21 protein-coding genes are annotated in these 20,596 nt (G+C 48.5%); 15 read left to right on the top strand and 6 right to left on the bottom strand.

All coding sequences use genetic code 11. From position 1 onward, the window contains the following. From lpdA to ACN0UN_RS06870, 6 genes are all read left to right on the top strand, one after another. On the top strand, nucleotides 1–1,957 hold a 1,957-nt coding region (lpdA, locus tag ACN0UN_RS06895; protein WP_417659352.1), incomplete at its 5' end, for a dihydrolipoyl dehydrogenase. Next, nucleotides 1,958–3,037: an ABC transporter substrate-binding protein gene (locus ACN0UN_RS06890; protein ID WP_417659351.1), complete on the top strand. Its 1,080-nt coding sequence runs from the start codon at nucleotides 1,958–1,960 to the stop codon at nucleotides 3,035–3,037. Next, the gene (locus ACN0UN_RS06885) at nucleotides 3,016–4,626 is read left to right on the top strand and encodes an ABC transporter permease (protein ID WP_417659350.1); all 1,611 of its coding nucleotides are present in this window, start codon (nucleotides 3,016–3,018) and stop codon (nucleotides 4,624–4,626) included. The genes ACN0UN_RS06890 and ACN0UN_RS06885 overlap by 22 nt, the downstream gene beginning before the upstream one ends. Beyond that, nucleotides 4,613–5,239, top strand: coding sequence for an ATP-binding cassette domain-containing protein (locus tag ACN0UN_RS06880; RefSeq protein WP_417659349.1), 627 nt, complete (start codon nucleotides 4,613–4,615; stop codon nucleotides 5,237–5,239). Before ACN0UN_RS06885 ends, ACN0UN_RS06880 begins: the two co-directional genes overlap by 14 nt. Beyond that, a complete protein-coding gene (locus tag ACN0UN_RS06875) occupies nucleotides 5,232–5,849 on the top strand; it encodes a CDP-alcohol phosphatidyltransferase family protein (RefSeq protein ID WP_417659348.1) in 618 nt (205 codons plus the stop codon). The genes ACN0UN_RS06880 and ACN0UN_RS06875 overlap by 8 nt, the downstream gene beginning before the upstream one ends. Continuing rightward, nucleotides 5,846–6,673 (top strand): sterol desaturase family protein, encoded by an 828-nt coding sequence (locus ACN0UN_RS06870; RefSeq protein WP_417659347.1) that lies wholly within the window; start codon nucleotides 5,846–5,848, stop codon nucleotides 6,671–6,673. The genes ACN0UN_RS06875 and ACN0UN_RS06870 overlap by 4 nt, the downstream gene beginning before the upstream one ends. A gap of 1 nt (nucleotide 6,674) precedes the next feature. Here the strand turns inward: ACN0UN_RS06870 and ACN0UN_RS06865 are convergent, their stop codons facing one another. After that, nucleotides 6,675–7,823, bottom strand: coding sequence for a dicarboxylate/amino acid:cation symporter (locus ACN0UN_RS06865; protein ID WP_417659346.1), 1,149 nt, complete (start codon nucleotides 7,821–7,823; stop codon nucleotides 6,675–6,677). A 137-nt stretch (nucleotides 7,824–7,960) separates the two neighbouring features. On the opposite strand from ACN0UN_RS06865, the gene ACN0UN_RS06860 reads away from it, so the two are divergent. The 6 genes from ACN0UN_RS06860 to ACN0UN_RS06835 all read left to right on the top strand — a co-directional run bounded on the left by ACN0UN_RS06860 (nucleotide 7,961) and on the right by ACN0UN_RS06835 (nucleotide 12,822). Further along, nucleotides 7,961–8,500: a sigma-70 family RNA polymerase sigma factor gene (locus ACN0UN_RS06860; RefSeq protein ID WP_417659345.1), complete on the top strand. Its 540-nt coding sequence runs from the start codon at nucleotides 7,961–7,963 to the stop codon at nucleotides 8,498–8,500. Then, the gene (locus tag ACN0UN_RS06855; RefSeq protein ID WP_417659344.1) at nucleotides 8,497–9,171 is read left to right on the top strand and encodes an anti-sigma factor domain-containing protein; all 675 of its coding nucleotides are present in this window, start codon (nucleotides 8,497–8,499) and stop codon (nucleotides 9,169–9,171) included. The genes ACN0UN_RS06860 and ACN0UN_RS06855 overlap by 4 nt, the downstream gene beginning before the upstream one ends. Before the next feature lie 100 nt (nucleotides 9,172–9,271). Beyond that, the gene (locus tag ACN0UN_RS06850) at nucleotides 9,272–10,840 is read left to right on the top strand and encodes a DUF4331 domain-containing protein (protein ID WP_417659343.1); all 1,569 of its coding nucleotides are present in this window, start codon (nucleotides 9,272–9,274) and stop codon (nucleotides 10,838–10,840) included. An 11-nt stretch (nucleotides 10,841–10,851) separates the two neighbouring features. Further along, nucleotides 10,852–11,361: an Ig-like domain-containing protein gene (locus ACN0UN_RS06845; protein WP_417659342.1), complete on the top strand. Its 510-nt coding sequence runs from the start codon at nucleotides 10,852–10,854 to the stop codon at nucleotides 11,359–11,361. Further along, nucleotides 11,354–12,340: a tetratricopeptide repeat protein gene (locus tag ACN0UN_RS06840; protein ID WP_417659341.1), complete on the top strand. Its 987-nt coding sequence runs from the start codon at nucleotides 11,354–11,356 to the stop codon at nucleotides 12,338–12,340. The genes ACN0UN_RS06845 and ACN0UN_RS06840 overlap by 8 nt, the downstream gene beginning before the upstream one ends. Before the next feature lie 2 nt (nucleotides 12,341–12,342). Next, on the top strand, nucleotides 12,343–12,822 hold the full coding sequence (locus ACN0UN_RS06835) for a hypothetical protein (RefSeq protein WP_417659340.1): 480 nt from the start codon (nucleotides 12,343–12,345) through the stop codon (nucleotides 12,820–12,822). A gap of 3 nt (nucleotides 12,823–12,825) precedes the next feature. Here ACN0UN_RS06835 and mnmE read toward each other — a convergent pair whose 3' ends face one another. The 5 genes from mnmE to rpmH are packed head-to-tail and all read right to left on the bottom strand — an operon-like array spanning nucleotide 12,826 to nucleotide 16,632. After that, complete coding sequence (gene mnmE, locus ACN0UN_RS06830) at nucleotides 12,826–14,199, bottom strand: tRNA uridine-5-carboxymethylaminomethyl(34) synthesis GTPase MnmE (protein WP_417659339.1); 1,374 nt, start codon at nucleotides 14,197–14,199, stop codon at nucleotides 12,826–12,828. Nucleotides 14,200–14,202: 3 nt separating this feature from the next. Continuing rightward, nucleotides 14,203–15,879 (bottom strand): membrane protein insertase YidC, encoded by a 1,677-nt coding sequence (yidC, locus tag ACN0UN_RS06825; protein WP_417659338.1) that lies wholly within the window; start codon nucleotides 15,877–15,879, stop codon nucleotides 14,203–14,205. Beyond that, on the bottom strand, nucleotides 15,876–16,166 hold the full coding sequence (gene yidD / locus ACN0UN_RS06820; RefSeq protein ID WP_417659337.1) for a membrane protein insertion efficiency factor YidD: 291 nt from the start codon (nucleotides 16,164–16,166) through the stop codon (nucleotides 15,876–15,878). Before yidD ends, yidC begins: the two co-directional genes overlap by 4 nt. Further along, the gene (gene rnpA / locus ACN0UN_RS06815; RefSeq protein WP_417659336.1) at nucleotides 16,103–16,495 is read right to left on the bottom strand and encodes a ribonuclease P protein component; all 393 of its coding nucleotides are present in this window, start codon (nucleotides 16,493–16,495) and stop codon (nucleotides 16,103–16,105) included. The genes yidD and rnpA overlap by 64 nt, the downstream gene beginning before the upstream one ends. Before the next feature lie 2 nt (nucleotides 16,496–16,497). Continuing rightward, nucleotides 16,498–16,632, bottom strand: a complete 135-nt coding sequence (rpmH, locus tag ACN0UN_RS06810) for a 50S ribosomal protein L34 (protein WP_128352472.1) — start codon at nucleotides 16,630–16,632, stop codon at nucleotides 16,498–16,500. Nucleotides 16,633–16,921: 289 nt separating this feature from the next. Here rpmH and dnaA point away from each other — a divergent pair, with 289 nt between their 5' ends. The 3 genes from dnaA to recF are packed head-to-tail and all read left to right on the top strand — an operon-like array spanning nucleotide 16,922 to nucleotide 20,590. Further along, entirely contained in the window at nucleotides 16,922–18,337 is a 1,416-nt protein-coding gene (dnaA, locus tag ACN0UN_RS06805; RefSeq protein ID WP_417659335.1) for a chromosomal replication initiator protein DnaA, read from the top strand. A gap of 48 nt (nucleotides 18,338–18,385) precedes the next feature. Further along, nucleotides 18,386–19,486, top strand: a complete 1,101-nt coding sequence (dnaN, locus tag ACN0UN_RS06800; RefSeq protein ID WP_417659334.1) for a DNA polymerase III subunit beta — start codon at nucleotides 18,386–18,388, stop codon at nucleotides 19,484–19,486. A 21-nt stretch (nucleotides 19,487–19,507) separates the two neighbouring features. After that, nucleotides 19,508–20,590: a DNA replication/repair protein RecF gene (gene recF, locus ACN0UN_RS06795; RefSeq protein WP_417659333.1), complete on the top strand. Its 1,083-nt coding sequence runs from the start codon at nucleotides 19,508–19,510 to the stop codon at nucleotides 20,588–20,590. Nucleotides 20,591–20,596: the final 6 nt, after the last annotated feature.

Here is a 20,596-nt window from a genome sequence, read left to right as displayed (position 1 = left end):
ATTGTCGTTACCGGGCGCAACCATCATGACACTGGGTGCCGGCGCTATATTTGGTTTTGCATGGGCGCTATTGTTGGCAAGTTTTGCCAGTTCCATCGGTGCGTTATTGGCATTTTTGAGTGCTCGCTTTCTATTACACGACTGGGTGCAAGCTCGGTTTGGCAAGCGTCTTGAGGCTATCAATCAAGGTTTACAGCGCGATGGCGCCTTTTACCTGCTGAGCTTACGGTTAGTTCCATTATTTCCATTTTTTGTGATTAACCTTGCCATGGGGTTAACAAAAATTAAGGGCTGGACGTTCTACTGGGTAAGTCAGGTCGGCATGTTGCTCGGCACGGCTGTGTATGTGAACGCTGGCACGCAGTTAGCACAAGTTGATTCTCTGGGCGATGTGGTTTCTGCCGACCTCATTCTTGCCTTTGTGTTGCTTGGCGTATTTCCTTTGATCGCGAAATGGCTACTTAGCCGCATGAAACAGCGCCGCTTGCTTGGCGATTACCAGCGGCCCAAAAAATTTGATACGAACCTCGTTGTTATTGGTGCGGGTTCAGCTGGACTGGTGAGTGCGTATATTGCGGCGGCGGTAAAGGCCAAAGTGACGCTGATTGAACGCGAAAAAATGGGTGGCGACTGTTTAAATACAGGGTGCGTTCCTTCGAAAGCGCTGTTGAACGTTGCTAAAACAGTCGCACAAGCGCGAAAGGGTGCGCAGATGGGCGTGCACGTTGATGGTATTAAAGTCGACTTTGCACAGGTTATGAACCATGTACAGGACGTTATAACCAAGATAGCGCCGCACGACTCCATTGAGCGTTATACCAATCTAGGCGTTGATGTGGAGCAGGGTGACGCGAAAATTGTGTCACCGTGGGAAGTTGAAGTGACGCGCGATGGGCAAACCAAGCGCATTAGTGCACGGTCGATTATTGTGGCAACTGGCGCGCGGCCCTTAGTGCCGAAATTTGATGGGCTGGATGCGGTGCATTGGTTAACGTCGGATACGTTGTGGTCGATAAGCGAACTGCCGAAACGTTTGACGGTATTGGGCGGCGGGCCAATTGGGTGTGAATTAGCACAAGCGTTTGCGCGATTAGGCTCGCAGGTGACGGTTGTTGAAATGGCCGATCGCTTGCTTACTAATGAAGACGAAGACACAGCAAGCCGTTTGGCTAAAGCCCTAGAACATGAGGGCGTAACCCTGAAGTTATCGCATAAAGCGCTGCGGTTTGAAGCGGCCGAACAGGGTTCACGGTTGATTGCGGAACACGATGAGAAGGAAGTTCCGATTGAGTTTGATACCGTGCTTATCGCACTTGGTCGCCAGGCAAACTTAACCGGTTTTGGCTTAGAGGAGCTGGGCGTTGAGTTTGCCAAAACACTGAATGTAAGCCCGCTATTGCAGACCAATTACCCGTCTATTTATGGTTGCGGTGACGTGGTGGGGCCGTATCAGTTTACCCATGTTGCATCACATCAGGCCTGGTACGCAGCAGTTAATGCGCTGTTTGGGCCATACAAAACGTTCCGGGTGGATTACTCCGTTATACCTTGGGTAACTTACACGTCACCAGAAATTGCGAACGTCGGTTTAACCGAGCAAGAAGCGAAACGCCAAGGCGTTGACTATGAAGTCACCGAATACGACTTTTCTGATCTCGATAGGGCAATAGCTGATGCGCAAGACAGTGGCCGCATTAAAGTGTTAACCAAGCCCGGGAAGGACAAAATTTTGGGTGTAAACATTATTGGCCCGCAAGCCGGTGAGCTGCTGGCCGAATATGTATTAGCGATGAAGCAAGGCATCAGTTTAAATGCTATTTTGGGTACTATTCATAGTTACCCGACGCTAGCAGAAGCAAATAAATATGTGGCAGGTAACTGGAAGCGCGCCCATGCGCCCGAAGGATTGTTGCGCTGGGTTGCTAAGTTTCATCGCTGGCGCCGAGGAGGCGAATAAATGCAAACCATTCGAGTCTTGGTAGCAACTTTGGCGATGATTGCTGCTGTTCAGGTTACCAGTGTTGCACAGGCACAACCTGTACCGGTTAACTTATACGCATGGGGTGGCCAACCCGCTATCAATGATTATTTGCGCTGGGCCGCACGGGAGCTGGAAGCTGAAGGCATAGCTTTGCAACACGTGAAGGTTGCAGATATCGCTGAAGTGGTAAAGCAGCTAACTTCTGGCCGCAGCAATGCTGATTTAATCTGGATAAATGGTGAAAATTTTCACGCCTTAAAACGCACTGACGCCTTACTTGCTGTTGCTGAGAGGGTGAAAGGACTCGAATACTTGCGCAACGACATTGGGTGGCAAGTTGATTTTGGTGAACCGGTTGATGGTTTAGAAGTACCTTGGGGCATTGGGCAGTTTCATTTGTTGATGTGTGGTGCGTGTGTCGAATCGTTATCACTATCCGCGCAACAGTTACTGCACTATGCAAAAGCTAACCCCGGCCGTATTAGCTACCCACGACCACCAGAGTTTCACGGCACCACGTTTTTAAAAATGCTGGCACTTGATTTGGTTGCCGATACCCGTGTTTTCCAGAAGCGTACCTCAGCGGTTGATGCCGAGTCAGTCATGACACCATTTTGGGCTTATCTGGAGCAGCTGCATCCGTATCTTTGGCAGCAAGGCGAGGCCTTTCCATCGAGTGCTGCCGAGCAACTGAACCTGTTCGCCAATGCGCAGTTGCATAACGCGGTTAGCTTTAACCCAAATGAAGTGCTTGCTTTGGCGAATCAAGGGCGCATACCCGCAACCAGCAAAGCAGTCATAATTGGTGATGCAGCCATTACCAACAGTCACTATTTAGCGGTGCCCCGAAGCGCTGCGAACCCTGAAGCCGCGATTAAAGTGATTGAATTTTTACTCAGCGAAAAAGCACAACGGAAAAAAGCTGATCTGCAAGGCTGGGGTGACCCTGCCGTTATTCAGCAAGTTGAGCAAGCAACCTTATTACCGGCCGCAAACGACTTTCATGTAACCTGGCACAATTATTTGGAGAAACAGTGGGCCGCGCGCTTTCACTAGCAGTTATTTTCTTTTTAGTGCTGTTGCCACTTGGTGTGGGCGGCAGCACGTTATTGCAGTGGCCAGCATTCCCCCAAGAATTCGTGCAACAGGTGCAATGGCAAAGCTGGCTGCAGTCGGCGTTTACCAGCTTTATTTTTACCATAGGCCTAATACTCGCGGTCTGCTATCTGAGCCTGTGGTTAGGTCAGCGCATCACTGCTGGTTTATCAAGTTCACGTATCGCGCCATTGCTCGCTTTGCCGCATGCGGCGCTTGCGGTGGGGTTGATGGTTTTATTGAGTCCGAGTGGCTGGTTGGTGCGCCTTGTTCACAGTTTATTTGAGTTATTCCCCAGCCCACCTGCCCATTGGTGGATAGCCGACAAGTCATTAGTCACCATGGCCGGTGTGTTAATCATAAAAGAAGTGCCATTTTTACTATTGATGATTGCTGCACAACGCGATCAACTCCCGATACAGCGTTGGCAGACGCAGGCACAAAGCATGGGATATTCAGAGCGGCGCTGCTGGTGGTTGGTGGTGGTGCCAGCGTTGCTACCGCGCTTAAAGTTTCCGCTCTTTGCCATTGCTATTTACACGCTCTCAGTGGTCGACATTGCACTTATGGTGGGGCCAAATACGCCGCCGTTACTTGCGCCGCGGGTGCACGAGGCAAGTTTACGCTTTTCTGATTTGGCCGGCCTTGAAGCCTGGCTCGGCCAGTGGCTCATGATTGCGCTTGGGGCGGCACTATTCGCTGCTGTTGCCATCAACCAATCGGTGTATCGGCGATTTGCTTTGAATGCCCTAGGGCGCCCACCTAGTCATTCGGTGCAGCAGCCCGTAGGTTCCGGCTTTGGTAGCCAATTGTTGCTTTGGCTGTGCGGTCTGGCAGTGCTTGCCTTAATTGTCCAGAGCGTTGCGGGCGTGTGGTTTTATCCAGAGCTGTGGCCACAGCAGTGGAGCTTAGAACGCTGGATGAGCGAGTGGCCCTATGCGTGGCCGTTGTTACAAAATAGCTTGTGGCTCGCACTGGCAAGCGCGGCTGTTGGGGTGATAGGTGCCTTGCTGGTGCTAGAACGGCAACGCAGCCAACAAAAAAAGGCGCTTGGCTGGCTACCGTTATTAGTGTTGCTGATTCCTCAGCTGCCGATGGTGTTGGGTTGGCAGCGCGCTCTTGGGCAAGATTCCGGTTGGCTATGGTTACTGTGGTCGCATGCAGCCTTTACGTTCCCATACGCTTATTTGGTGTTGCATGGCGCGTATATCAGCTTTCCGTCACGCTGGTTGTATCAGGCACAAAGTTTAGGGCATTCTCCCTTCAACGCTTGGTTGCATGTGTTGCTCCCGCAGTTGCGCGGCAGTGTTGCGCTGGCGTTCGCAGTGGGCGTTGCGGTGAGTATTGCGCAATACTTACCCACGCTATGGTTGGCTGGCGTAAGTTATCCGACAGTAACGACTGAAACCGTAAGTTTGGCCGCGGGTGGCGATTGGCGCATGGCGAGTGTTTATGCCGTGTTACAAGCGCTGATTCCGGTTTTACTATTAGTTTGGGCGAGCCAGCAAGGTAATGAGCAAAGGTGGAAACGAAAGCATGTTAGAAATTAAGCACTTAACCATAAGTCAGCAACAGCGTGTGTTTCTTAGTGTCGAATCTTTACAGGTGGTTGGTGGTTCCGTTCTGACGTTAATGGGCCCTAGCGGGAGTGGTAAATCAACGCTGCTAAAATGGCTTTTGGGTGAGCCACTACCGGATTTTCAGATAACGGGCGAGCTTTGGTTGAACGGCAAACGGCGTGATCAACTGCCTATTCATGCACGTAAAATAGGGTTGTTGCATCAGCAAGGCGATTTATTTCCACACCTGCAGGTGCTTGATAACCTACTATTTGCATTACCGCGCAAAGACCCCAAACGTCACCAAGCTGCTTTAGAGGCACTAGAGGCGATGCAATTATCGGATAAGGCAGATGCGTGGCCACATCAGTTAAGTGGCGGTGAGCAGGCGCGTGTTGCGTTAATGCGGGCTTTGCTGGCTCAACCCGAGGCGTTATTGTTGGACGAGCCTTTCTCGTCATTAGATACGGCGCTACGCGGCACCGTACGCGCATGGGTATTTGCGCAACTGAAGCAGCGCGATATCCCGGTTATTTTGGTGACACACGATAAAGATGACGCGCCGGGAACAATTATTTCAATGAAGGAGCTCACACATGTTTGACCCATTATTGACTCCTGTCACACGAAAAGTTTTAGATTACCCAGCGCGGTGGTTGGTGAAGCGCCAGGTTTCCGCTGATCAAATTACGGTAGCGGGATTTTTGGTGGGCTTATTGGCGGTTCCAGCTTTGGCAGTTCAAGCCTATGAGGTTGCACTGGTTTTCATTTTGCTAAACCGTCTTACCGACGGACTTGACGGTGCAGTTGCCCGCCGCACATCAGCGACGGATGCGGGTGGCTTTCTGGACATTGTTTTAGATTTTATCTTTTACAGTGCGGTGGTGTTTGGCTTTCTGTTGGCGAGCCCGTTTGAACATGCCTTACCGGCGGGGCTACTTTTGGTCACTTTTATGGGTACAGGCGCCAGTTTTTTGGCCTTTGCCGTGATTGCAGCGAAACGCGGCATCGAAAATCCGCGATACCCGAATAAGTCATTGCACTATATGGGGGGGCTGACCGAGGGCTTTGAAACCATTGTTGCCTTTGTTGCTTTTTGCATTTGGCCCGAACATTTTGAAATGCTGGCGCTCATTTTTGCGGCCGCATGCTGGATTACAGCCATTACACGCATTGTTGTCGGTTACCGAACGCTAAGCGAGGCTAAACAGTGAACGAAACAACCATTCGACTGAGTATATTTTTAGGTGTGATGGTGGCCATGGCCGCGTGGGAAGTTTTCGCACCGAAACGTAAACCACGTTACAGCCGAACGAAGCGCTGGCCAGCCAATTTGGGCATTGTGGTGATTGACTCGCTGATTACGCGCCTATTATTACCGGCTGGCCTCGTCAGTATTGCGCTTTATGCGGGGCAGCATAATTGGGGATTGCTAAATCGGGTTGAGGTACCCGCTTGGTTGGCCGTTGTGATTGCTTTGGTGGTGCTTGATATCGCTATTTATTGGCAACATCGGCTGTTTCATCGCGTACCAATATTGTGGCGCATTCATCGTATGCACCATGCCGATCCTGATTTTGATGTCACAACGGGATTGCGTTTTCACCCAATAGAAATTGTGCTGAGTTTGGGGATTAAAGCTGTTGTTGTGGCGGCGTTAGGGGCTCCAGCTTTGGCTATTATTATTTTTGAAGTGGTGTTAAATGCCTGCTCGCTATTTAACCATGGCAATGTTGCGCTACCCAAAGGTATCGAACGCTGGGTTCGAAAGGTGTTGATCACTCAGGAGTTGCATCGTATTCATCACAGCACAGTACCACGAGAAACTAACAGTAATTATGGCTTTAGTGTCAGTTGGTGGGACCACCTTTTTGGCAGCTATACCGATAAACCGGAAGCAGGTTCTGATGGTGTCGATATCGGTTTAAGTAACTATCGTGAGGCAAAACAAACAACCACGTTGTGGGGCTTGGTGCGTATCCCGTTCGTGGATGCTGCGGCAGCCGAAGCCGCCGCAGACAAAAACGCAACCAACTAGCCTATTTGGCTTTGTTGGCTTGATCGACCAAGATAGCAATAGCGCCGTCGCCGGTGACATTACACGCCGTACCAAAGCTGTCTTGGGCCATATACAGCGCAATCATCAACGCAATAGCGGTTTCGCCAAAACCGAGCATTGAGCCGAGCAAACCTACCGCGGACATAACTGCGCCGCCAGGCACTCCTGGTGCTGCAAGCATGACGACACCCAGCATGAGAATAAACGGCAAAATAGTTAAAAACGATGGTATAGCAAGTGAGCTGTGCAGGTACATCACCGCGAGCGTGCAGCTAACAATGGTAATTGTAGAGCCTGCTAAGTGCGTGGTTGCGCAAAGTGGCACAGCGAAGTTGGCAACGTCTTCGTCCACTTTATTGTTTTTCACACTGCGTAATGTCACAGGTATGGTCGCTGCGCTCGACATGGTTCCCAGCGCAGTAAAGTAAGCCGGTAACATGTTCTTGATGAGTGTTATTGGGCTAATACCTGCTTTCAAGCCTGCCACAGTGAACATTGAAATGATGTACACCCAGTGCAGAGCAACCGCAAGCACAAGAATAATGCCAAAGGTTTTTAAGGTGCCAAATACCGTACCCGCAGCGGCCATTTCAGCGAAAACCCCTGCGATGTAAAAAGGCAGTAGCGGAATAATAACCTTGCTGAGCAACAACTCAATAATATCGCGGCCTTGATCAGACAGTTGTTTGAGTTGTTCAGCACGAGTCGCCGCAATGCCCAAACCAAAAATAAACGCCAATACCAAAGCGGTCATGATGCCAAACACGGGGGGCATGTCTAATGTAATAAAAGGCTCTACGAGTTGTGCATTGGCGGATTCGCTACTCTTTGCAGCACTGGTTAGCAGCGGCACGACAATACTGGCTACGAAGTAAGCAACAGTTCCGGCAATAATAGTCGATAGGTAGGCAATGCCAAGCGTTCGGCCAAGCAACTTACCTGAATTCTGTGGTAAGCCGGCGATACCGCTTGTGATGAAAAATAAAATAAGTAATGGGATAGTGAAAAATAGCAGTTGTCCAAAAATCTCTTTAAAGGTAATCAATAATTGAATGACCCAGACTGGCGTGTAAAGCCCGATCAATGTTCCTGCGGCGATGCCGAGTACTAGCTTAATGATCAATCCCATTGTTTTCTCTCTTGTTGTAAGGTCGTTGCGGTTACCGCGTTTGATGTTAGTGTAAAGCGATTCGTTGTAAAAAGTGAATCTAAATAGCAGGGACCATCGTACTTGAAATGTCATTCAAATAAAAAGGACCTACCGTTATGTCGTCACCACTGTCGCTGGACCGGGAACTCCAGCAAATCGCATTAGGTGACCGAGCTGCGTTCCGACGCTTGTATGAAGCAACGTCCGCTAAGTTGTACTCTGTCAGTTATGCCATTGTTCGCCGAGAAGCTTGGGCAGAAGATGCTGTTCAAGATACCTTTATTAAAATTTGGCACCGCGCTGGTGATTACAGTATCGCTAAAGGCTCGGTGATGAGCTGGTTGATTAGTATGGTTCGCTACCGTTCTATTGACCTGTTACGCAGTCGCGATAACTCGATTAACTTTAGCGGTGATATTGATGAGTTACCGGCTATCGATACCCTTGAGCACTCCCTTGATCAATTAAACCAAAACCAGCAACTCAAGTTATGTTTGCAAGAATTGCAACCACAAACCCGCCAATGTTTGCAGCTAGCTTATATCAGCGGGCTAAGCCATCAGGAAGTGAGCGATTATTTAAGTGAGGCGTTAGGTTCAGTGAAAAGCTGGATTCGTCGTGGGTTAGAAAGCTTAAAGAGGTGCTTAAAACGATGAACTATTCTACTACAGAAATTAAGCATCAATTAGCCGCACGCTACGTTATTGGAAGTATGCGTGGTTCTGCGCGGAAACGTTTTCAGCGCTTGCTCATGACGATTCCAAGCTTACGCAATGAAGTTGCGTTCTGGGAAGAACATCTCTATGCGTTAACTGATACGGTGCCTGAGCGCCAAGCTCCGGAGCGTATCTGGAAAAGTGTTGAGCAGCGCTTGGGGTGGCTACCTAAGGATCCGGTAAAGACTTCCTGGTGGTCGTGGGGATTTCGCTTAGCTGCTGCGTTATTACTAATCAATCTACTGGTTATTAGTCCGGACGAGCCTCAAAAAGTTCAAGCTTTCGAGCGCGTCGCGGTTATTCAAAATGATGACGCACAAACACTTTGGTTAATCCAACAGAACCAGCAAACGCTAAGTGTTCGCGCTGTCGGAAACATCGAGCTGCGAGCAGAGAACGATTATGAGTTGTGGATGTTGCCGCAATCAGGTAGCGCACCAATCTCTCTTGGGTTGTTACCACAACAAGGAGTTCGTTCGCTCACAATTGCGGCTACTATTAACTTGAATGACGTTGCAGCACTGGCTGTGAGCCGTGAGCCATTAGGCGGTTCGCCACTCGCTGTGCCATCGGGGCCAGTTGTTTATACGACCGACTTAGTCGAGCTTTAAAAAAAGTTGCATCCAATATGCCCACTCAATCGTTACTTGTTCGAGACCCATCACGCAGTAACGGGTTGAGAAACCATGTATATACGATTGAGAGGGCATTATGATGAACAATAAAACATTAATAGCTACAGCGGTATTGAGTGCTGTTGTTGCCGCTTCGACAGCTTTTGCTTCGAGTCACCGCGAGGCTCCGAATATAGCTCGCCTACCTACCGTTGATTCAACGGATTTTTACCTATTCAATAGTTATGAACTTGGGCGTGAGGACTACGTGACGCTCATTGCTAACTATATTCCGCTGCAGGATAGCTACGGCGGTCCAAACTATTTTGCCATGGATCCAGCCGCTGTTTACGCGGTGCACATTGATTCCGATGGCGATGCAGTGGAAGACTTATCTTTTGAGTTCCGGTTTAACAATGAAATCGCCGGCGTTAAGCTGCCTGTCGGTCCCGATGGCGTTGAGGTGAGCGTACCATTAAAACACGTTGGCGCTATTGCTGCGGGTGATTCTGGAGCGCTGAACTATAACGAGACGTATACGTTATCGGTGGTTTCAGACGCGCAAGGCTCTGGTTCTTCGGTGACAGGCGTGAACGGAGAAACAGAGTTCGTGAAGCCTTATGCTTACGTGGGTCAAAAGACCTTCGGCTCAAGTGCCGACTACGAAGCATATGCGAATCAATATGTTTACGAAGTGAGCATTCCAAACTGTAGTGCGAATGGTCGTGTCTTTGTGGGTCAGCGAAAAGATCCGTTCACGGTTAATCTTGGCGAAACCTTTGACTTGGTAAACTATGTACCCGTTGAGGGCGACAGTGCACCAGGTGCTGGTGATGGCGGTGGCTTTCCTGGCGGAATCACGCAGTCTACCGACAATGATGACTTGAACGACAAGAACACAAATGCGATTGCGCTTGAGGTGCCTAAGTCGTGTTTGGTAGGTGACGGCAATGGTGTCATCGGCGCTTGGACCACAGCAAGTTTACCGCAAGCCCGAATTTTGAATCCAAATGCGGTAGCCAATAAGCCTGAAGTTAACGGTGGTGCATTGGTTCAAGTATCGCGTTTAGGCGCACCGTTGGTGAATGAGCTCGTGATTGGTATTGACGATAAAGACCGTTTTTCGTCAGCGCATCCTTCAAGCGATGGTCAGTTTGCAACTTATGTAACGAATCCAACGTTACCCATTATTTTGGATATTCTGTTTCGCGATGCGGTAAATGCGACTCTGGGTACAAGCTTTGAAACCATCGCGCCAACAAATTATCCGCGTACCGACCTGATTGCGGCATTTTTAACAGGGTTTGAAGGTGTTAACCAGCAAGCTACGGTTACGCCGTCAGAAATGCTGAGATTAAATACCGCCATTCCAGCCACGCCAGCAGAATTACAGTCTAACTTCGGTGTTGCTGGTAATGATTTGGCGGGCTTCCCGAATGGTCGTCGACCTGGCGATGATGTGGTCGATATCGCATTGCGTGTTGTAATGGGAGCTTTGTGTCATGACATTCCAGTGAATGGACAGCCTACAAATTTAGGCTTCTGTGAGCCTGCTGATGCCAATGTTGGTACAGCGCCATTCACCGATGGAGCGCCACTTGATAGTAGCTTTTTTAATACGAGCTTCCCTTATTTGTTAACACCGCTTGCAGGTTCGCCACAATAAGGAGATGAATCATGATTAACATGATAGTTCGAATTTCTATGTTACTTGGTGTCAGCTTCATGGTTAGCGGTTGTTTAGATTCTGACCCGAATCTGAACACCGCGCCGGAAGCGATATCGACGCAAATCACCACCACTGCTGATACACCTGTAACAGGGCAATTATTAGCTGCGGATAGTGAAGAAGGCATGTTGACTTACGCGCTAGAGACTGAGCCTTCACAAGGAAGTGTTGCAGTGAACTCGGATGGTTCGTTTACCTATGTGCCGGATGCTGAATACGTAGGTAATGACGAGTTTATGTTCAGTGTTTCCGATGGTCAATTCTCATCGCGTGGCAAAGTAAGTATTGCGGTGGAATTACTGCAAGTTTCGTTCCGTGCTTCGGTACGCGACGCGATTGGGCAGAGTTCTGATGCGCAACCTTTGGCCGTGAACGGTCGTGATTATCAGCAGGATGTAACAACAACTGCTGAGTTTGATGATCTGCTCGCTGCTGGAGAGGTAGCAGGCAATGACTAAAGTAAACACTTATACACCGTTCCTCATGGTGTTGTTGGTGTTGGGCTGCGGCGCTGCCGCAGCCCCTTTTTCTTCAGCCCAGCATTATGCGAAGTTGGTTGAAGAGGGCAAGCAGGAAGCAACACATTCTTATCATCAAGAGGCTGAAGAGGTGTGGCGCTCTGTTAGCGCACGTATTCCCTCGCTAGACACAGCAGAACGTGCACAGTGGTATTTGGCACGGGCTGACTACTTGCAGTTTGGTCATCAGTTTACCGAGGCTTTGGAGACTCTAGAGCGGGTTGAAGCAACGGGTATGTTGGTGGGCAGTGCATTATTGATGCGCGCACGAATATTATTAACGCTAGGTGAGGTTGAACCGGCGGCAGCAGCATGCCAACAGTTACGAGGGCTCGCGCCAGTTGATGTTTGGGCCACGTGTGAACTGGAGGTAAAAGGGCGTGCCGGTGAGCTCAAGGTAGCGTACGAAGGGCTTAGTCAATTAGCAGAGCGGAATACAGCGAGTACCAGCGCAATCGCGTTGTGGCGCCGCCAAATACTTGCCGAGCAGGCACATTTACTGGGTAACTATGACGCGGCATTAAATTGGTTACAAAGTGACAATTACGCTACGCAACCCGTTGTGGCGCAAAAACAGATAATCGATGTGTGGTTGTTGCAAAACAGACCACAGCAGGTACTTTCGCAAACCTCTGAATGCCCAGTTAACGATTCGTTGTTGCCAGACAGTTTGATTGTGCGTTTCGCCCGGGCCGAACTGGAAGCCGACAGTGCGATGACCTGCTGGCGTGAGTTAGCTGGTGAACGAATTCATATTCGCGAATTACGGCACGATGAATTGCACACAGCGGACTTGGCTTATTACCACGCATACATTTCGAAGGACGCTGACGCTGCGCTTTATTGGGCGCGCTTAACTGTTGCGGTATCCCGTGAGCCGTTCGATCTCGCCTTACTTGATGCTGCGAAGGAGTTATGACAATGAAAGCTATTACAGTTATTACGGTTTGTTTGGTGTTTTTCGGGATTTCGCCACCGAGCGCGGCACATCGATTTAGTACCAGCTTTTTTGTAATTAGCGAAGTTGAAAACGATGGGGGCAACTTCGATTGGCAGTGGCGGTTGGTCAGACATGATTTTGAAACGCTCGTGCCGGGATTACTCAATGCGGAAAATATAAACGTGGATATGCGCGTAGCAGATTTTGTCAGTCAATCTGTCTCAATTAATGCGGAATGCCAGTTAAACGTGTTGCCGATGGAACAAAGAGATGACGTGGCATATGCAGGTCAAAACTATGTCCACATTAATGGGCGTGGTGATTGTGGTGGGAAGGCGCTAACCGAGCTATCCGTTGTTGAGGTATTTAAGAAAATTGACGACCACAAAGTAATTTTGAGTATAGAACCTGATACGAACAAGCATGTGCTGAGCAAGGATGATCCAAGCTGGATAAAATGACGGTTACTTGCCGATACAGAAACTGCTAAATATTTTGCCGAGTAAGTCGTCTGAGGTGAATTCACCTGTTATTTCATTCAGGTGTTGCTGTGTCAGCCTGAGCTCTTCCGCTAACAGTTCGCCAGCGAGGTTTTGCTCCAGTTGTTCTTGGCCGGTTAGCAAATGTTCCTGTGCGCGTTCAAGCGCGTCGAGATGGCGGCGACGCGCCATAAAACTCCCTTCACTGGTCGCGGTATAGCCGACACAGTGTTTTAGGTGTTCTCGCAGCAGCTCAATGCCACGCCCAGTTTTTGCACTTAAGTGAATGACTGGAATGTCATGAATGTATTCAATGGCCACTGGCTCTTCATTGAGATCAACTTTATTCCGAATAACGGTAAACGGCAGGTCTTCAGGCAGCTGCTCAAAAAACTCGGGCCAAATATCGGCAGGGTGTACCGCGTTTGTTTCCGTGGCGTCGACCATAAACAGTACGCGGTCAGCGCCCCGAATTTCGTCCCAGGCGCGTTGTATGCCAATACGTTCCACTTCATCAGGGCTGTCACGAAGCCCAGCTGTATCGATGATATGCAACGGCATGCCGTCAATCTGTATGTGCTCGCGCAGTACATCACGTGTGGTGCCTGCGATTGAGGTTACAATCGCTGACTCGCGGCCTGCGAGCGCATTGAGCAACGAAGATTTGCCGGCATTGGGTCGCCCAGCAATAACAACTTTCATTCCTTCGCGAAGTAGCGACCCTTGTTTGGCTTGCACCATCACTTGCTGCAGGCGGTCAAGAATCGCTTCAAGATCACCGGATACTTTACCATCACTTAAAAAGTCTATTTCTTCGTCAGGGAAATCGATCGCAGCTTCTACATACATGCGCAAATGAATGACTTGGTCAACAAGCTGGTCAATTTCGTGCGAGAAGCCGCCCTGCAGGCTCTGTAAGGCCGCTTTTGCAGCTTGCTCTGAGGTTGTATCAATAAGGTCAGCAATTGCTTCTGCTTGGGTTAAATCAAGCTTATCGTTTAAAAACGCTCGTTCGCTAAATTCACCCGGACGGGCGGGTCGTATTTCAGGAAAATCTAGAATGGCTTTAATGATCATATCGATAAGTACAGGGCCACCATGACCTTGCAGTTCGAGTACGTCTTCGCCAGTAAATGAATTCGGCCCTTTAAAAAATAGCGCAATGCCTTCATCAAGAAGGTTGCCATCAAGGTCTACAAACGGGAGGTATTCTGCTTTTCGCGCTGCAGGGCAATGGCCCAGCATACGTTCGGCGACAGTGGTTGCCGCCGGCCCGCTAACTCGAACTATGCCGACGCCGCCACGCCCTGGGGGCGTGGCTTGCGCGACAATAGTGTCATTCGTTAGCTCAAAGTCCATAGTCTACTTCTTTTTGCGGCGCTCCATCATGCCCTTCTTTTCAAGGCCACGATAGATCCACTGCATTTGACCAATGGTAATCAAGTTACTGCTTAACCAATACAGTACCAAGCCTGCAGGGAACCACAGGAAGAATACGGTAAAGATTACTGGCATGTACTGCAGCAGTTTTTGCTGCATTGGGTCGGTTGCTGGCGTTGGCTGCAACCGTTGCATCATGAACATAGACGCACCCATCAACACAGGCAGTATGTAGTATGGGTCTTTTGCTGATAAGTCGTTGATCCACAGGAATAACGGTGCGTGGCGCAATTCAACACTTTCAAGCAGTACCCAATAAAGCGCTAGGAAAATAGGAAGTTGCAGAAGCATAGGCAAACAGCCGCCAAGCGGGTTTACTTTTTCTTCTTTGTACATCTTCATCATGGCTTGCGACATTTTCTGACGGTCGTCACCATAGCGCTCACGCAAGGCTGTCATCTTAGGCTGAATCATACGCATCTTCGCCATAGACACATATTGTGCCTTGGTTAATGGATACAATAACGCCTTAATGATGATGGTAATTGCAATAATCGACAGACCCCAGTTGATCAATACACTTTGTACCAACTGGAGAAGTTTGAATATCGGTTGCGCTAACCACCACAAGAAGCCGTAATCAACAGTCAGCTCAAGGTCTTCAGCAACAACAGCCATCGCATCTTGGTCTTTCGGACCAACAAATAGGGTGGAGCGAATCTGTGCTTCAGCACCGGGTGCGACGGTGGCGGTAGGGTACATCATGCCCATAATTGCTTGGTCACCACCAAGTATGCGGGAGAACAATTGCTTACTGCCTTCACCGCGCGGAATCCATGCGGATACGAAATAATGTTCAAGCATTGCGACCCAACCGCCTTCAGTTGCGCGGTTTAAGCGTTGATCACGCATGTCGTCGAAAGCATATTTTTCGTAACGGTCTTCATCCCATGAATAAGCGCCACCTTTATAGGTTGGCATCATCATGTTGCCTGAACCTTCGGTCATCACTTGTTTCAGTTGTGCATAAAACTGCATTTGTTTGTGCGAGGTTGTTGCATTACGAATGGTGTAAACCACATCGATTGCGTATGACCCTTTTTTGAAAACAAATGTTTTAGTTACTTGGCTGCCGTCGTCAAGCGTGTAATGCAAAGGCACTTCAAGGGTATCACCGCCATTCATCTCGTAGTTGGTTTGTTCTACGTGGAACATTGGGCGGCCTTTAGCTGAATCGGTGCCGTCTGCGCCAACTAAACCAGATTGTGCGATGTAAAGCTGATTTGGGTTCGCGTGCAACAACTCAAAGCGTTCATCAGAGTTCTGGGTGCGCGCAAACTGGAGGAGCTGTGCGTTGACTACATCACCACCGTTGGTATCGATAAGAACATCGAGTACATCAGTTTTAACACGAACACGTTGGCTACCTGAAGTAACTGGCGTACTCGAAACATCACCGCTTGAGGCTTGTGGAACCGCGCTTTCGGTTGCGGTTGGCTCCATACGCGCTTCAGGAATACCTGAGTCGGTAGTTGTTTGTGACTGTTGTGCTGACGCCGCTTTTTGCGTGCCCGGCGCGGTATCAATGAGCCAATTTTGGTAGAGGAAAAAGGTTACTACCAAGAAAGCAATAAACAAGATAGAACGTGGCGAATTCATAAGTCCTTCGTCTCTGTTTTATTTTGGTTCGTTGTGTCCGGTTCACAGGGCTCTGAGCCTGGAACTGGGTCGAAGCCGCCTGGATGTCCCGGGTGGCATTTCAGAATACGCTTACTGGCAAGCCAGAAGCCTCGCATCATACCATGCTTTTTGATTGCTTCGATGGCGTATTGCGAGCATGTTGGCGTAAATCGACAACGCGGGCCTATCAACGGACTAATGATCAGTTGGTAGAGTCGGATGATGCCGATAGGTATTGCGCGCAACGCTTGCTTAAGGTTCGCCATAAGTAATCCAAACGTTGTTGTAATTCTTCCTGAGAAAGGTCAACAACCCCGTTTTTTCCAATCACGATAATATCGAATGCCGGTATTTTATGCTGTTTTAATCGAAAACTCTCGCGGATCTTACGTTTTATTCGATTTCGATCAACTGCACGTTTGGCTCGCTTTTTTGACAGCGTGACACCAAGTCGAGGGACACCGAGATTATTTGGGGTAGCAAGCATGGTGAGTTCGGCCGTAACCGCTTTCACCGGGGGATTATCGAAGACTTTTTGAAAGTGCGCGGGAGTTAAAAGACGTAACTCCCGCCCGTAACAGTAGCTCTGCTTCAATATTATGCAGACAGAACTTTACGGCCTTTGGCACGACGGCGCGCTAAAACTAAACGACCGTTTTTCGTTGCCATACGAGCACGGAAACCGTGAGTGCGCTTGCGCTTCAATACGCTTGGTTGAAATGTTCTTTTCATGACGTTACTTCCGTAGTCGAGTTACCTAAAAATTTAGAGCGCGAATTCTAACGGTTAAAAGGATCAAAGTCAACGCAAAAAGCTATCCACAAAGTGCATATTAGATTGATTCCAATTGTGGATAAGCACGCTTAATTAGTGGAGTTAATTTACTGCAAAAGCTAGCGATCAGCAGGTGCTTTTAGTACAATCAAAACAGTCTAGCAGATACTAAAAATAAAGGATCGCTACAGATCTACAATTAGTATTCTTAACCAATAACTATAACTGATAAATTCGGGAGACAGGTGTGAATAAATCGCTTTGGCAATTATGCGCAGATAGACTGCAAAGCGAATTAACCGCGCAGAATTTTAATACCTGGATCCGTCCCCTGCAATCAGAGTTAAACGACAACCTGCTGACGCTCTATGCGCCAAACTCCTACGTGGTCGACTGGATAAAAGACAAGTATCTGAATGTCATAAATGACTACTTAAATGAAATTGCCAATGATCGCGGTGAGAAGAGTCCGCGCGTTTCTTTTCGTGTTGGTGGTATTGAGAAGGCTCCAGAGAGAAATGGTGCGCAGGTTTCATCAGGTTCATCAGGCTCCAACCATCAAGCACGGCCAGCCGCACCAGCGCAGCGTAATCAGCCACGGGCAACACCGTGGAATCAGAATGACGCGCCGGCACCCGCATTTGAGTGTAATATTGATGAAGAATATACGTTTGATAATTTTGTCGAAGGTAAATCGAATCAGCTCGCGCTAGCAGCAGCACACCAGGTTGCTGAAAACCCAGGCGGTGTTTATAACCCGTTATTTGTTTATGGCGGGACAGGCCTGGGTAAAACGCATCTATTGCATGCGGTCGGTAACGCAATTCGCACGCATAAAAAAGACGCAAAGGTTTTTTATATGCGTGCAGAGCGTTTCGTACAAGACATGGTTAACGCGCTTAAGAACGGTACTATAGACGAAATGAAGCGCTACTATCGTTCGGTCGATGCACTCCTAATAGATGACATTCATTTCTTCTCTAACAAGAAAGGCACACAGGAAGAGTTTTTCCATACCTTCAATGCCTTGCTTGAAGGGAACCAGCAAATAATACTAACGAGCGATCTTTACCCCAAAGAAATCGAAGGTCTGGAAGACCGTTTACGTTCTCGCTTTGGTTGGGGGCTAACTATAGCGATTGAACCGCCCGAATTGGAAACGCGTGTCGCAATCTTAATTCGCAAAGCGCAGGAACGCGGTATTACGCTTCCCCATGAAGTAGCGTTTTTTATTGCTAAACGATTGCGCTCAAATGTGCGAGAGTTAGAGGGTGCGTTGAACCGCCTTGTTGCGAACGTGAATCTGACCGGTCGTCAGATAACAATTGATTTTGTGCGCGAGGCCCTACGCGACTTGATTGCGGCGCAGGAAAAGCTGGTCACAATTGACAATATTCAGAAAACCGTTGCTGAGTACTACAACATTAAGATGTCAGATATGCTTTCAAAGCGTCGTAGTCGCTCGGTTGCACGCCCTCGTCAAATGGCGATGGCATTGGCAAAAGAGCTTACAAATCATAGCCTTCCGGAAATTGGAGATGCTTTTGGTGGGCGTGATCACACAACAGTTTTACATGCGTGTCGCACTATAGCGAAATTAAAAGATGCGCAGAATGATTTAAAAGAAGATTACAGAAACTTAATCCGTACGCTTTCTGCATAGTCACGAAATAGTAAGCGGGCAAGGACCTAACAACAGGGGAATGTGGGCATGAAATTTTCCATCAGTCGAGATGCTTTTTTAAAGCCACTTCAAGTTGTCAGTGGGGCCGTTGAACGTCGCCACACGATTCCAATTTTATCGAACGTGCTTATTCAGGCTTCTACGGATGAGGTGCGTCTTACAGGCACCGATCTTGAGGTTGAGCTTGTTTCTGCCTGTGCAATTGAAGGCGGCGACGCGGGCGAGGTTACTGTGCCAGCCAAGAAGCTGGTGGACATTGTGCGCAGTTTGCCTGAAGGTGCAACGGTTGAGTTCAGTGCCTCGGCTGATAAGGCGATGATTCGTTCTGGCCGCAGTAAATTTACTTTGGCCACTTTGCCTGCTCAAGACTTTCCAAATATAGATGACTGGGACAGTGATATTCAGCTGATAACCAGCCAAGCGGTGCTGAAAGATCTCATGGAGCGCACGCATTTCTCAATGGCTAACCAGGATGTGCGTTATTACCTGAATGGCATGCTGTTTGAAACGGATGCCGGTATTTTGCGAACCGTCGCAACAGACGGACATCGCTTAGCAATGAGTAGTTGTGATATTGGTCAGCCGAATCTCGCGTCTCGCCAAGTGATTGTGCCAAGAAAAGGTGTTATGGAATTACTTCGTTTATTGGATGATATCGACAACGAAGTAAAAGTATTAATCGGTAACAATCACATTCGCATTGAAACAAATGGCATTGGTTTCACGAGCAAGCTGGTGGATGGTCGGTTCCCTGACTATCGCCGCGTACTTCCGAGCGGTGGCGATAAAATAGTCGTTGCAGAGAGAGACGTGCTAAAGCAAGCCTGTTCTCGAGCGTCCATTTTGTCGAATGAAAAGTATCGTGGCGTTCGTTTGAATCTTAGTTCGGGCGAAATGTGTTTGACTGCGAATAACCCAGAGCAGGAAACAGCTGAAGAAGTGTTGGAAGTTGAATATCAGGGAGACTCCCTAGAGATTGGTTTCAACGTGAGCTACCTCATTGATGTGCTCAACACGATTCAGGGCGGCAAGGTGAAGATAACCCTAGCTGGATCAGATGCGAGTGGACTTATTGAAGATAATGACGATGACTCGTCATTATATGTTGTGATGCCGATGCGCCTTTAATCAGGTGCATCAGCAACGAGTATGTTCTTAGAATCGCTGTCTGTATCACAGTTTCGCAATTTTCCTTCGGCAGTAATCACGCCAGGTAAAACCGTTAATATTATATCGGGTGCGAATGGCAGTGGTAAAACGAGTTTGATTGAAGCTATCTATTGTCTTGGGTTTGGTCGGTCGTTTCGACCGGGAACCTATCGACAATTGATTCGGAATGATGAAAGTCAGTTTACGGTTTTTGCCCGTGTTACAGAACAAGACGGCAGCAAACACCAAGTGGGCTATCAGCGAAATACCACAGGCGAAGTTCAACTGCGCATTGACCACGCTAAAGAGAAGCGATTCTCTGCATTAGCGCGATTAGTTCCTGTACAGTTAATGACACCTGAAAGTATTGAGTTGGTATTAGGTGGCCCGAAAGTTCGGCGGCAATTTATAGATTGGGGAGTGTTCCACGTGGAACACTCGTTCTATAGCGATTGGGTCGGGTTTTCAAAATTGCTGAAGCAACGTAATAGTTTGCTGAAAATGAAACGGTTTCATCAGGAACATCAGTATTGGGATGAAAAATTTAGTGAGTTCGGCGAGCGTATCCATAAGCACCGCTCTAAGTACATTGAAGGTTTTCTTCCAGTATTGAAGCAGCGGCTTGTATCATTTTTACCGGCTTATGAATTTGATTTTCATCTTCGTTCAGGTTGGGATAAAGAAATTAGGCTAAGCGATGCTTTGGTCAAGCATCGGGAACAGGATCTACGATATGGTCATTCGACAGTCGGCCCGCATAAAGCGGAGTTAAAGATTCTAGCAAACGGGGAAGAAGTGAAGAATCTACTTTCCCGAGGCCAGCTGAAGTTATTGGTAGCGGCCTTGAAATTAGTTCAGGGCGAGTATCTTCAGCAGCAAACTGGCGTACAATGTATCTACTTGGTAGATGACATTACGGCCGAATTGGATTCGGTAAGTCAGGAGAAATTTTGTGGTGCACTTGTTGCATCCAATTCACAGGTTTTTGTATCGGCTATTAACGGTGAAGAAGTACATGCACAGTTAAAAACCAAAGATACGAAGATGTTCCACGTGGAACATGGAACCGTCAAGGAACAATAGAGAAGC

This window comes from Pseudidiomarina sp., from assembly GCF_048267825.1.
GTDB lineage: Bacteria > Pseudomonadota > Gammaproteobacteria > Enterobacterales > Alteromonadaceae > Pseudidiomarina.
The sequence above is the reverse complement of the archived record's forward strand: the minus strand, read 5'-3'. Positions and strand labels throughout refer to the sequence as shown.

Bases quoted from the DNA above. Each gene is read 5' to 3' on its own strand.
- ACN0UN_RS06840 (WP_417659341.1), top strand. From the start codon at position 11,354: ATGACTAAAGTAAACACTTATACACCGTTCCTCATGGTGTTGTTGGTG.
- ACN0UN_RS06865 (WP_417659346.1), bottom strand. From the start codon at position 7,823: ATGGGATTGATCATTAAGCTAGTACTCGGCATCGCCGCAGGAACATTG.
- yidD (WP_417659337.1), bottom strand. From the start codon at position 16,166: ATGGCGAACCTTAAGCAAGCGTTGCGCGCAATACCTATCGGCATCATC.
- ACN0UN_RS06835 (WP_417659340.1), top strand. From the start codon at position 12,343: ATGAAAGCTATTACAGTTATTACGGTTTGTTTGGTGTTTTTCGGGATT.
- ACN0UN_RS06850 (WP_417659343.1), top strand. From the start codon at position 9,272: ATGATGAACAATAAAACATTAATAGCTACAGCGGTATTGAGTGCTGTT.
- recF (WP_417659333.1), top strand. From the start codon at position 19,508: ATGTTCTTAGAATCGCTGTCTGTATCACAGTTTCGCAATTTTCCTTCG.
- ACN0UN_RS06880 (WP_417659349.1), top strand. From the start codon at position 4,613: ATGTTAGAAATTAAGCACTTAACCATAAGTCAGCAACAGCGTGTGTTT.
- yidC (WP_417659338.1), bottom strand. From the start codon at position 15,879: ATGAATTCGCCACGTTCTATCTTGTTTATTGCTTTCTTGGTAGTAACC.
- ACN0UN_RS06845 (WP_417659342.1), top strand. From the start codon at position 10,852: ATGATTAACATGATAGTTCGAATTTCTATGTTACTTGGTGTCAGCTTC.
- mnmE (WP_417659339.1), bottom strand. From the start codon at position 14,199: ATGGACTTTGAGCTAACGAATGACACTATTGTCGCGCAAGCCACGCCC.
- ACN0UN_RS06860 (WP_417659345.1), top strand. From the start codon at position 7,961: ATGTCGTCACCACTGTCGCTGGACCGGGAACTCCAGCAAATCGCATTA.
- ACN0UN_RS06855 (WP_417659344.1), top strand. From the start codon at position 8,497: ATGAACTATTCTACTACAGAAATTAAGCATCAATTAGCCGCACGCTAC.
- ACN0UN_RS06875 (WP_417659348.1), top strand. From the start codon at position 5,232: ATGTTTGACCCATTATTGACTCCTGTCACACGAAAAGTTTTAGATTAC.
- dnaN (WP_417659334.1), top strand. From the start codon at position 18,386: ATGAAATTTTCCATCAGTCGAGATGCTTTTTTAAAGCCACTTCAAGTT.
- ACN0UN_RS06890 (WP_417659351.1), top strand. From the start codon at position 1,958: ATGCAAACCATTCGAGTCTTGGTAGCAACTTTGGCGATGATTGCTGCT.
- rpmH (WP_128352472.1), bottom strand. From the start codon at position 16,632: ATGAAAAGAACATTTCAACCAAGCGTATTGAAGCGCAAGCGCACTCAC.